The sequence below is a fragment of the Mesorhizobium sp. M7A.F.Ca.US.006.04.2.1 genome, from assembly GCF_004022915.1.
GTDB lineage: Bacteria > Pseudomonadota > Alphaproteobacteria > Rhizobiales > Rhizobiaceae > Mesorhizobium > Mesorhizobium ciceri.
In genome coordinates, this window is record NZ_RZQA01001324.1 from 1 (window position 1) to 1,080 (window position 1,080).

General features: G+C 63.0%; 1 protein-coding gene. It reads left to right on the forward strand.

The annotated features are described in order from the left end of the window. The coding region (locus tag EN925_RS36995) for an ABC-F family ATP-binding cassette domain-containing protein (RefSeq protein WP_164894717.1) at positions 1–1,080 on the forward strand (1,080 nt) is incomplete at both ends.

Genomic DNA, 1,080 nt, shown 5'->3' on the forward strand with positions numbered 1-1,080 from the left:
CTTTTCCGGCGGCTGGCGCATGCGCGTGGCGCTCGCCGCGGTGCTGTTTGCCGAGCCCGATCTGCTGCTGCTCGACGAGCCGACCAACTATCTCGATCTTGAAGGCACGCTGTGGTTGGAAAACTACGTGTCGAAATATCCGCACACCGTGCTTTTGATCTCGCACGACCGCGACCTGCTCAACCGCGCCGTCAACTCGATCGTTCACCTCGACCAGAAGAAGCTGACCTTCTGGCGCGGCGGCTACGACCAGTTCGAGCGTCAATACACCGAGCAGAAGGAATTGCAGGAGAAGGGCCGCGTCAAGCAGGAAGCCGCGCGCAAGCACATGGAATCCTTCGTCGAACGGTTCCGCGCCAAGGCCTCCAAGGCGAGACAGGCACAGTCGCGCATCAAGGCACTGGAAAAAATGAAGCCGATCGCGGCCCTTGTGAACGATTCGGTGCGGCCGTTCTCCTTCCCCGAGCCGGTGAAGACGGTGGCCTCGCCGATCGTGGCGCTGAACAACGTCAATGTCGGCTACACCGAGGGGCAGCCGATCCTTAAGAAGATGACGCTGCGCATCGACGCCGACGACCGCATCGCGCTGCTCGGCGCCAACGGCAACGGCAAGTCGACCTTCGCCAAATTGCTGTCCGGCCGGTTGAAGCAGGAGAGCGGCACCATGACGGTGGCGCCCGGGCTGAAGGTGGCGATCTTCGCTCAGCATCAGCTCGACGATCTGCGGCCGGACGAAAACGCCTACGAGCATGTCCGCCGGTTGATGCCGGAGGCGCCGGAATCGAAGGTACGCGGCCGCGTCGCCCAGTTCGGCCTCACCACCGAGAAGATGAACACCGCCGCCAAGGATCTGTCGGGCGGCGAGAAGGCACGACTGTTGATGGGCCTGTCGGCCTTCGAGGGGCCGAACCTGTTCATCCTCGACGAACCGACCAACCATCTCGACATCGACAGCCGCGAATCGCTGATCCATGCGTTGAACGAATTCCCTGGCGCCGTCATCCTGATCTCGCATGATCGCCATCTGCGCGAGGCAACCGCCGACCGGCTGTGGCTGGTCAAGGACGGCGCGGTCAACCC